At 69.6% G+C, this 10,348-nt stretch carries 7 protein-coding genes; 5 read left to right on the top strand and 2 right to left on the bottom strand.

Annotation, left to right across the window (positions count from 1 at the left end; translation table 11 throughout):
• Positions 1–202 precede the first annotated feature (202 nt).
• The 5 genes from OO67_RS19880 (at position 203) to OO67_RS19860 (ending at position 5,943) form a co-directional block, all read left to right on the top strand.
• A complete protein-coding gene (locus OO67_RS19880) occupies positions 203–1,501 on the top strand; it encodes an ABC transporter substrate-binding protein (RefSeq protein ID WP_382056774.1) in 1,299 nt (432 codons plus the stop codon).
• Between the two features lie 11 nt (positions 1,502–1,512).
• The gene (locus OO67_RS19875; RefSeq protein WP_033302170.1) at positions 1,513–2,484 is read left to right on the top strand and encodes a carbohydrate ABC transporter permease; all 972 of its coding nucleotides are present in this window, start codon (positions 1,513–1,515) and stop codon (positions 2,482–2,484) included.
• A gap of 5 nt (positions 2,485–2,489) precedes the next feature.
• Positions 2,490–3,347, top strand: coding sequence for a carbohydrate ABC transporter permease (locus tag OO67_RS19870; protein ID WP_033302285.1), 858 nt, complete (start codon positions 2,490–2,492; stop codon positions 3,345–3,347).
• An 8-nt stretch (positions 3,348–3,355) separates the two neighbouring features.
• Positions 3,356–4,735: a GH1 family beta-glucosidase gene (locus OO67_RS19865; protein WP_033302167.1), complete on the top strand. Its 1,380-nt coding sequence runs from the start codon at positions 3,356–3,358 to the stop codon at positions 4,733–4,735.
• 128 nt (positions 4,736–4,863) lie between these two features.
• Complete coding sequence (locus tag OO67_RS19860) at positions 4,864–5,943, top strand: YihY/virulence factor BrkB family protein (RefSeq protein ID WP_033302164.1); 1,080 nt, start codon at positions 4,864–4,866, stop codon at positions 5,941–5,943.
• 33 nt (positions 5,944–5,976) lie between these two features.
• On the opposite strand, the gene OO67_RS19855 is transcribed toward OO67_RS19860, so the two are convergent.
• Positions 5,977–7,206 carry an ROK family protein gene (locus OO67_RS19855; protein ID WP_033302163.1) on the bottom strand — a complete coding sequence of 410 codons (1,230 nt, stop codon included), beginning with the start codon at positions 7,204–7,206 and terminating at the stop codon, positions 5,977–5,979.
• Between the two features lie 68 nt (positions 7,207–7,274).
• Positions 7,275–9,992 carry an aconitate hydratase AcnA gene (gene acnA, locus OO67_RS19850; protein WP_033302162.1) on the bottom strand — a complete coding sequence of 906 codons (2,718 nt, stop codon included), beginning with the start codon at positions 9,990–9,992 and terminating at the stop codon, positions 7,275–7,277.
• Positions 9,993–10,348 lie beyond the last annotated feature (356 nt).

Below are 10,348 nucleotides of genomic sequence, written 5' to 3'. Positions count from 1 at the left end.
ACGAGGACTTCGACGCCACCGCGGCAGCCGAACGCTCCATGGCCTTCGAAGCCCTCGACCAGCTCGCCATGGAACACCTCATCGGCGCCCGCTGACACCCCGGTGTCCGGCGGCCCAGCGTCGCCGGACACCCCCAGCTCCCCCGCCGTGACACCGCCGGATCCGCGCAGGGGCTTGACGAGCACCCCGTGGGAGCGTTCCCATGACTCCGGCCACCTCTTACCGCAAGGGCACCACCGTGACAGAACCTTCCCCGGACGGGCGGATCCGACGCCGCAGCCGCCGCACCAGCCGGATCGTCGTCCCTCTCACCGTCGTCTCCGCGATCGTCGCCGGCACCGTTCTGTCGGGGTGCGCCCAGCAGCGGGACGAGGACGTCTACACCGTCATGAACTCCTCGACCGACGAGTCGTACCACCGCTGGGACGGTGACACCCTCGAACGCTGCAGCAAGCAGCTCGGGATCACCATCGAGCAGCAGAGCGTGCCCGCCGCGCAGCTGATGACCAAGGCCCTGCGCATGGCGTCCTCGAAGTCCCTCCCGGACGTCCTCCAGCTGGACGCCTCCGAGATGCCGACCTTCGCCGAGGCCGGCGGACTGATCCCCCTGAAGGATCTCGGGCTGAGCACGACGGACATCCCCGAGGGGATCGTCGACTTCGGCTCGTTCGACGGGAAGTACTACGGGGCCGCGCGCACGGTGAACACCCTGGCGCTGTTCTACAACAAGGACACCCTCGCCAAGGCCGGCCTGGAGGTGCCCACCACCTGGGCCGAGATGCAGTCGACCGCCAAGCAGCTGACCCAGGGCAAGCGGTACGGTCTGGCCCTCAGCGCGGGCGGCGCGGAGGACGGTGTCTTCCAGTTCACGCCGTTCATGTGGTCCAACGGCGGTGACGAGTCGAAGCTCGACACCCCCGAGGTCGCCGAGGCCCTCGACTACTGGAAGGCGCTCCTGAAGGACGGCTCGCTCTCCAAGTCCACGGTCAACTGGACCCAGGCCGACGTGAACGACCAGTTCATGGCCGGCAACGCGGCCATGATGATCAACGGCCCGTGGCAGGTCGAGACCCTGAACGCCAAGAAGGGGCTCAACTGGGGCATCGCCGAGATCCCGGTCCCCGAGGCGGGTGACGACTCGGTCGGTCCGCTGGGTGGCGGCGTGCTCACCGTGCCCAACACCGGCGACACCGAGCGCGAGAGGACGGCCGCGAAGATCATCGGATGTATGGCGGGCGAGCAGGAGCAGATCACCTACGCTCTGAACAGCTGGATGGTCCCGGCGAACACCAAGGCCGCCGCCGTGTGGCGTACGAAGGCCCCTGAGCTGGCCGCCCTGGCCGGACAGGTCGCCACGGCCCGTTCGCGTACCGCCAAGGTCGGCGCGCAGTGGTCCTCCGTGTCGCTGGCCCTGCAGAGCGCCTTCCAGTCCGCGCTCACCGGCCAGTCCAGCGAGGCCGCTCTGAAGCGTGCCCAGCAACAGGTCACGAGCGGGAACTGAGGTAACGAACCATGTCATCCACCACAGCCTCAGCCTCCGCGCCGACGGCCGGCCCGAAGGCCTCCTCGGCCGGCGCGGTCAGGAAGCCCGCGAACCCGCGGAGCGCGAAACGGCGCAGGACACTCGCCCAGTGGGGGTTCATCGCCCCCGCCGTGATCTTCATGGCGCTGTTCTTCGGCTACCCGCTCGTCCGGAACATCGTGATGAGCTTCCAGGACTACTCGCCGTCCACGTTCTTCACCGGCGAGGCGCCGTTCAACGGCACGGACAACTGGAGCAACGTCTTCAACGACGGTCTGTTCGGCAAGGCCCTCTGGCAGACGATCCTCTTCACCGTCGGATCGCTCGTCGGGCAGTTCTGCATCGGCCTCGCCCTCGCCGTCTTCTTCACCCGCCGCTTCCCGCTGAACGGGATCCTGCGCTCGCTGATCCTGCTGCCGTGGCTGGTCCCGATGGTCGTCTCCGGCATCGTGTGGCGGCGCATCTTCGACCAGGACACCGGTGTCCTCAACTCGTTCCTGGGCACCGTCGGCCTCCCCGGTGACACTCCGTGGCTGACGAGCACCAGCATGGCGCTGGTCTCGGTGATCCTGGTGAACATCTGGATCGGCATCCCGTTCAACATGGTGATCCTCTACGGCGGCCTCCAGGAGGTCCCCAAGGAGCTGAACGAGGCCGCCGCGCTCGACGGCGCCTCCGCCTGGCGTACGTTCCGCTCGGTCACCCTGCCCATGCTCAAGCCCGTCATCACCGTGGTGCTGGTGCTCGGCTTCATGTCGACGGTCAAGATCCTCGACCTGGTCCTGGCCCTCACCGACGGCGGGCCCGCCGACTCCACCCAGACGCTCGGCACGCTCACGTACCAGAACTCCTTCGTCCAGATGGACTTCGGAGCCGGTGCCGTGGTCGGCAACATCCTGATCCTGATCTCCGCCGTCTTCGCGGTGTTCTACCTGCGGGTCAACCGCAACGAGGGGAAGTGACCGGCATGGCGACCACCACCCAGATCCCCGCCGCCCCGGCTCCCGCCGCCGTCCACCGGCCCAGGCGCCGCTGGGGTGCGACCGTCTTCGGCGTCGTCGTCCTCGCGGTCATGCTGTTCCCGCTGTACTGGATGATCAACACCGCGCTGCAGCCCGACGCGAGCCTGGTCGACGTGGGACCCGTCCCGACGGGCATCGACTTCTCCGGCTTCACCTCCGCCATCACCGAGCAGGGGGCCAACCTGCTGACCTCGCTGGCCGTGGCGCTCGGCGCGGTGGCCATCTGCCTGGCGATCTCGGCCCCGGCGGCGTACGGCCTGGCGCAGTTCAAGCTGCGCGGCAGCAAGACGATCGTCTTCGGCACGCTCATCACCCAGATGGTGCCGGGGATCGTCATCGCGAACGCCCTGTACAGCGCGTACGTGGACCTCGGCCTGGTCAACTCCTACTTCGGCCTCATGCTGGCGGACGCCTCGCTGGGCATCCCCTTCGCGATCGTGCTGATGCGCTCGTTCATGGTGTCGATCCCGCGAGAGGTCATCGAGGCCGCCGAGGTCGACGGCGCGGGCCGCATCCGTACGTTCGTCCAGGTCGTCCTGCCGATGAGCCGCAACTCGCTGATCACCGCCGGACTGTTCTCGTTCCTGTACGCGTGGAGCGACTTCATGTTCGCGCTCACGCTGAACACGACGGACGACGTCAAGCCGATCACGCTGGGCATCTACCAGTACATCGGCGCGCACGTCGGTGACTGGGGTTCGGTCATGGCCGCCTCGGTCCTCTCGGCGGTGCCCGCAGCCGTTCTCCTCGTCCTGTCCCAGAAGTACATCGCCGCCGGCATCACCGGCGGCTCGGTCAAGTAAGGGTTCCCATGAGTGACTTCCCGGTCTTCCCGCCCGGTTTCGTCTTCGGCGCGGCCACGGCCTCGTACCAGATCGAGGGTGCCGTGGAGGAAGACGGCCGCGGGCCGTCCATCTGGGACACCTACAGCCACACGCCGGGCCGGACGGACGGCGGCGACACGGGTGACGTGGCCTGCGACCACTACCACCGCTACCCGGAGGACGTGGCCCTGCTGCGCGACCTGGGAGTGGAGTCGTACCGCTTCTCCATCGCCTGGTCCCGGATCCAGGCGACGGGCAGCGGCGCGGTCAACCCCAAGGGGCTGGACTTCTACTCCCGGCTCGTGGACTCGCTCCTGGAGGCGGGCATCGAGCCGGCCGCCACCCTCTACCACTGGGACCTGCCGCAGGCCCTGGAGGACAAGGGCGGATGGCGGGTACGCGAGACCGCCGAGCGCTTCGGCGAGTACACCGCGATCATGGCCGAGCACCTCGGCGACCGGGTGCCGCGCTGGATCACCCTCAACGAGCCGTGGTGCAGCGCCTTCCTCGGCTATTCGGTGGGCCGGCACGCACCGGGCGCGCAGGAGGGCCGCGGGGCGCTGGCCGCCGCGCACCACCTGCTGGTCGGCCACGGCCACGCGATGAACGCCCTGCGCGCGGCCGGTGTCCGCGAGGCGGGCATCACGCTCAACCTCGACCGCAACGTGCCGGCCACCGAGTCGGACGCCGACCTCGCCGCCGTCGTCCGGGCGGACACCCAGCACAACCTGGTGTGGACCGAGCCGCTCCTCGCGGGCCGCTACCCGGCCACCGAGGAGGAGACCTGGGGCGAGCTCATCACCGGTCAGGACTTCCGCCGTGAGGGTGACCTGGAGCTGATCTCCCAGCCGATGGACTTCCTGGGCATCAACTACTACCGGCCGATCGTCGTGGCCGCCGCCCCGCACCGCGAGGCGGACCCGGCGCTGCGCGTGGCCACGGACAACCGTTACGCGGAGGGGACCTACCCGGACGTCCGCAGGACGGCCATGGGCTGGCCCGTCGTCCCGGAGTCCTTCACCGATCTGCTGACCGCGCTGAAGCAGACCTACGGCGACTCCCTGCCTCCGGTGCACATCACGGAGAACGGCTCGGCGGAGTTCGACAGTGTCGAGGCCGACGGTGCAGTCCACGACGCCGACCGGGTGGAGTACCTGCGCACCCATCTGACGGCGCTCCGGGCTGCCATGGACGCCGGTGTCGACGTACGCGGGTACTACGTGTGGTCGCTGCTGGACAACTTCGAGTGGGCACTGGGCTATGCGAAGCGGTTCGGGATCATCCGGGTCGACTACGACACCCTGGAGCGCACCCCGAAGGACAGCTACCGCTGGTACCAGCAGCTGATCGCGGCGCACAAGGCCTGATCGCCGCTCACGGGTGCGGGCCGGGCCGGCTGGTCAGCCGGCCCGGCCCGCACCCGTATCCGCGTGCCCGGACGGATCCGTCCCGGCGGAACCGGTTTCCGTTCGGCTGTGGCGGTTACCGGACTCCCATGGCACGGACACCGGAACCACAGGCTCACCCCACCCGCGACGGCCATGACGCCGCCGACCGCCACGGAGACGGCGCGGACGACCCCACCCGGAAGCCGGACCGCTTCGGGCCGGACCCCGAGGTGGAGCGCGACGCGCCCGACGGGCCGGCCGGCATTCCCAGGAGGTCGTGGTGGGCGGTGCTGAAGCGCACCGTGCGGGAGTTCGTGGAGGACGAGCTCAGCGACCGGGCGGCGGCCCTGACGTACTACAGCGTGCTCTCGCTCTTCCCGGCCCTGCTCGTGCTGGTCTCGCTGCTCGGTGTCGCGGGGAAGTCCGCCACCCAGAAGGTGATGGACAACCTCCAGGACCTCGCCCCCGGCCCGGTCCGGGACATCCTCTCCGACGCCGTACAGCAGTTGCAGGGCAACGGCGGCACGGGATCGCTGATGGCCGTCGTCGGTCTGCTCCTGGCGGTGTGGTCGGCCTCCGGCTACATCGCGGCGTTCATCCGCTGCTCGAACGCCGTCTACGACATGCCCGAGGGGCGGCCTGTGTGGAAGGTGCTGCCCCTGCGACTGGGCCTGACGGTGACCCTGATGGTGCTGGCGGTCCTCAGCGCCCTGATCGTGGTGTTCACCGGGCCCATCGCCCAGCGGGCCGGCTCCGCCCTCGGGGTCGGTGACCCCGCCATGACGGCCTGGTCGATCGCCAAGTGGCCCGTTCTGGTCCTGCTCGTCACGATCATGATCGCGATCCTGTACTGGGCCGCGCCCAACGCCCGGGGCCGGGGCTTCAAGTGGGTGACGCCCGGCAGTGTCCTCGCCCTGTTGCTCTGGATGGCCGCCTCGGCCGGCTTCGCGCTGTACGTGGCCTACTTCTCCTCGTACAACAAGACCTACGGCGCCCTCGCCGGCGTGATCATCTTCCTGGTGTGGCTGTGGCTCACCAACCTGGCGATCCTGCTCGGCCTCGAATTCGACGCGGAGATGGCCCGTCAGCGGGCCATAGAGGGCGGCCACCCCGCGGCCGAGGAGCCGTACGTGGAACCGCGCGACACCGCCAAGTGGACCGAGGAGGACCGCCGCAACCTCGGCTGAGCTTCCCCGGGACGGCCCGTGGGGCGTACGCGTTCACCGCAGCGCGTACGCCGCCGGGTTCTCCAGCACCTCGTGCACCACCCTGGCCGCCGCACCTCGCGCCGCGTCACCGGAGACGGACGACGCCCGCAGTCTGCTGCCGTTCTCGTGCCAGCGGCCCGACACCACCCGTGCGGTCAGCTGGGCGTCGGCCGAATCCTCCAGCCAGGGCATCAGGCTGCGGTAGATCCCGCCCAGGACGACGGCCTCCGGGTCGAAGAGGTTCACCGCCCCGGCCAGCACCACGCCCATCCTGTCCCCCGCCTCCCGCAGCGCCGAGACGGCCCGCTCCTGACCGGCGGCGGCGCGCTGCTCCAGCTCGGCGATGCCGCGCACGCCCGTGTCCGGGTCGATGCCCGCCGAGCGCAGCAGAGCGGCCCGCCCGGCGTACTGCTCCAGGCAGCCGTGCGCGCCGCAGCGGCAGAGCGGGCCCTGCGGGTCGACGACGACATGGCCGATCTCGCCCGCGAACCCGTGGGCGCCCCGGAGCATTTCGCCGTTCACCACGAGCGCGCCGCCCACGCCGATCTCACCTGTGAGATAGAGGAAGGTGCGTACGCCTCCGAGTCCGCCGAACCACAGCTCCGCCAGGGCCGCCAGGTTGGCCTCGTTGTCCGAGCCGACGGCCAGCGCCCTCCCGGCGGGGCGCAGCGTGCTGAGCGCCTGCCCGAAGATGCCCTCGGCCGCGACCCTGCTCCAGCCGAGGTTGGGGGCCTGCCGGACGACGCCGCCGGAGACGAGGCCGGGCAGGGCCAGCTCGACACCGACGACCCGCAGTTCCTGTTCCCGGGTGGACGCGATGACGCGGTTGGTGAGCCGGGCCGCGTGTGCCAGGACCTCCGCGGGCGGGACGTCCCGGTGGTCGGTGTGTTCGGTGACCCGGACCCGGTCGGTGCCGGTGAGGTCGACGGCGCACACGGAGACGTAGTCGATGTTGATCTCCACCCCGAGACCCGCCGGCCCTGTCCGGGAGAGTTTCAGGACGGTGCCGGGGCGCCCGGCGGATCCGCTGGAGGTCTTGCCGGACTCGCTGAGGCAGTCGAGCGCGAGCAGTTCCTCGACGAGCGAGGAGACGGCGGCCCTGGTGAGCCCCACGAGGCTCGCCACCCGGGCCCGGGTGACCTCGCCCTCGTCGCGGACGGTCCGCAGGACCAGGCTCAGGTTGTGACGGCGCACGGACTCGTGTCCGGCCTTGGCCGCGGGCGAGGTGAGGGTGTTCTTCATCAGACCTTCGAGCCTAACGGCGAAGGGCCGCACCCCAGGGTGCGGCCCTCGCTCACTTCGCGGTGCCCTTACTTGCGGATCAGGCTGCGCAGCACGTACTGCAGGATGCCGCCGTTGCGGTAGTAGTCCGCCTCACCGGGGGTGTCGATGCGGACGACGCCGTCGAACTCCACACCGGTGTCGGTGGTGACCTTGACGGTGCGCGGCGTGGTGCCGTCGTTCAGCTCGGTCACGCCGGTGAAGGAGAAGGTCTCCTCGCCGGTCAGGCCGAGGGACTCGGCGGTGTGCCCCTCCGGGAACTGGAGCGGGAGGACGCCCATGCCGATGAGGTTCGAGCGGTGGATGCGCTCGTAGGACTCGGCGATGACGGCCTTGACGCCCAGGAGCGCGGTGCCCTTGGCCGCCCAGTCACGGGACGAGCCGGAGCCGTACTCCTTGCCCGCGAGGATGACGAGCGGGGTGCCCGCGGCCTGGTAGTTCTGCGAGGCGTCGTAGATGAACGACACGGGGCCGTCCGCCTGCGTGAAGTCGCGGGTGAAGCCGCCCTCGGTGCCCGGCGCGATCTGGTTGCGCAGGCGGATGTTGGCGAACGTGCCGCGGATCATGACCTCGTGGTTACCACGGCGCGAGCCGTAGGAGTTGAAGTCACGGCGCTCGATGCCGTGCTCCGTGAGGTACTTGCCGGCCGGGGTGTCGGCCTTGATCGCACCGGCCGGGGAGATGTGGTCGGTGGTGACCGAGTCGCCGAGCTTGGCGAGCACCCGGGCGCCGGTGATGTCCTCGACCGGGGTCGTCTCCATCGTCATGCCCTCGAAGTACGGGGGCTTGCGCACGTAGGTGGACTCGGAGTCCCACTCGAAGGTGTTGCCGGTCGGGATCGACAGCGCCTGCCACTGGGCGTCGCCCGCGAAGACGTCCTGGTAGGACTTGTTGAACATGTCCTCGCCGATGGAGTTGGCGACGACGTCGTTGACCTCGGCCTCGGTCGGCCAGATGTCCTCGAGGTGGACGGGGTTGCCGTCCTGGTCGACGCCGAGGGCGTCCTTGGTGATGTCGACCTTCATCGAACCGGCGATGGCGTACGCGACGACCAGCGGCGGCGACGCCAGGTAGTTCATCTTGACGTCGGGGTTGATCCGGCCCTCGAAGTTGCGGTTGCCGGAGAGCACCGAGGTGACGGCCAGGTCGTGGTCGTTGACGGCCTTGGAGACCTCTTCCGGCAGCGGGCCGGAGTTGCCGATGCAGGTGGTGCAGCCGTAACCGACGAGGTTGAAGCCGACCTTGTCGAGGTAGGGGGTCAGGCCCGCCTTGTCGAAGTAGTCGGTGACGACCTTCGAGCCCGGGGCGAGGGTGGTCTTGACCCACGGCTTGCGGGTCAGGCCCTTCTCGACGGCCTTCTTCGCCACGAGCGCCGCGGCGACCATGACGTACGGGTTGGAGGTGTTGGTGCACGAGGTGATCGCGGCGACGGTGACGGCGCCGTGGTCGAGCTCGTACGTCGTGCCGTCGGGGGCGGTGACGGTGACCGGGTTCGACGGGACACCGTTGGGCGAGACGGCCGGCGAGTCGGAGGCCGGGAAGGACTCCTTGCTCGCCTCCATGTCGTCGGTGACGTAGTTGCGTACGTCCTCGGCGAACTTGGACTTGGCGTTCGCCAGGACGATGCGGTCCTGCGGGCGCTTCGGGCCGGCGATGGAGGGGACGACCGTGGAGAGGTCGAGCTCCAGCTTCTCGGAGAAGTCCGGCTCGGCGGCCGGGTCGAGCCAGAGGCCCTGCTCCTTGGCGTACGCCTCGACGAGCGCGACCTGCTGCGCGTCGCGGCCGGTCAGGCGCAGGTACTTCAGCGTCTCGTCGTCGATCGGGAAGATCGCGGCGGTGGAGCCGAACTCGGGCGACATGTTGCCGATGGTGGCGCGGTTCGCGAGGGAGGTGGCGGCGACGCCCTCACCGTAGAACTCGACGAACTTGCCGACGACGCCGTGCTTGCGGAGCATCTCGGTGATGGTCAGCACGAGGTCGGTGGCGGTGGTGCCGGCCGGGAGCTCGCCGGTCAGCTTGAAGCCGACGACGCGCGGGATGAGCATGGAGACCGGCTGGCCGAGCATCGCGGCCTCGGCCTCGATGCCGCCGACGCCCCAGCCCAGCACGCCGAGGCCGTTGACCATGGTGGTGTGCGAGTCGGTGCCGACGAGGGTGTCGGGGTACGCCTGGCCGTTGCGGACCATGACCGTGCGGGCCAGGTGCTCGATGTTGACCTGGTGGACGATGCCGGTGCCCGGGGGGACGACCTTGAACTCGTCGAAGGCGGTCTGGCCCCAGCGCAGGAACTGGTAGCGCTCCTTGTTGCGGCCGTACTCCAGCTCGACGTTCTGGGCGAAGGCGTCGTTGGTGCCGAACTTGTCGGCGATGACGGAGTGGTCGATGACCAGCTCGGCCGGGGCCAGCGGGTTGATCTTCGCCGGGTCGCCGCCGAGCTCCTTGACGGCCTCACGCATGGTGGCGAGGTCCACGACACACGGGACACCCGTGAAGTCCTGCATGATCACGCGGGCCGGCGTGAACTGGATCTCCTGGCTGGGCTGGGCCTGGGAGTCCCACCCGCCCAGCGCACGGATGTGGTCGGCGGTGATGTTCGCGCCGTCCTCCGTGCGGAGCAGGTTCTCCAGCAGCACCTTCAGGCTGTAAGGGAGGCGCGCGGAGCCCTCGACCTTGTCCAGCTTGAAGATCTCGTACGACTCGTCGCCCACGCGCAGCGTGCTGCGGGCGTCGAAGCTGTTCGCCGACACGACAGTCTCCTTCTTCAATGTGCGCGTTCAACCGCGCCGCGCCTCATGTGCGGCCGGCGCCGCCTGCGGCCCCCACCATCCGCTAAGGTAAGGATTAGTTAGGTAACCCTTACCGAGCGGCGGCTGCGGTGCGCCTCGGCAGATATCTCGATGTCGAGATAACTCTAGTACATCGCCGCCGCGCGGTCATGCCCGGGCACCTGTGTCCTGCGCCGCTCCGCGATGACCCGCGGCCGCGACCAGGGCCGGGCGGTCCCCTCCGAAGCCCGGCGAGACCGTGTCCCCGCAGCGGAGTACGGGCGCGCGCGCCGGAACGTGACGAGAGGTCGCGGTGTGCGGGCTCCGGCGCGCGGCAG

This window comes from Streptomyces atroolivaceus (assembly GCF_000717025.1).
GTDB lineage: Bacteria > Actinomycetota > Actinomycetes > Streptomycetales > Streptomycetaceae > Streptomyces > Streptomyces atroolivaceus.
Note: the sequence above shows the minus strand (reverse complement) of the source record. Positions and strands in the feature narration are given on the sequence as shown.

What these genes read in the sequence shown, in the direction of transcription:
- OO67_RS19865 (WP_033302167.1), top strand. Translation starts at nt 3,356, where the DNA reads ATGAGTGACTTCCCGGTCTTCCCGCCCGGTTTCGTCTTCGGCGCGGCC.
- OO67_RS19880 (WP_382056774.1), top strand. Translation starts at nt 203, where the DNA reads ATGACTCCGGCCACCTCTTACCGCAAGGGCACCACCGTGACAGAACCT.
- OO67_RS19870 (WP_033302285.1), top strand. Translation starts at nt 2,490, where the DNA reads ATGGCGACCACCACCCAGATCCCCGCCGCCCCGGCTCCCGCCGCCGTC.
- OO67_RS19875 (WP_033302170.1), top strand. Translation starts at nt 1,513, where the DNA reads ATGTCATCCACCACAGCCTCAGCCTCCGCGCCGACGGCCGGCCCGAAG.
- OO67_RS19860 (WP_033302164.1), top strand. Translation starts at nt 4,864, where the DNA reads ATGGCACGGACACCGGAACCACAGGCTCACCCCACCCGCGACGGCCAT.
- OO67_RS19855 (WP_033302163.1), bottom strand. Translation starts at nt 7,206, where the DNA reads ATGAAGAACACCCTCACCTCGCCCGCGGCCAAGGCCGGACACGAGTCC.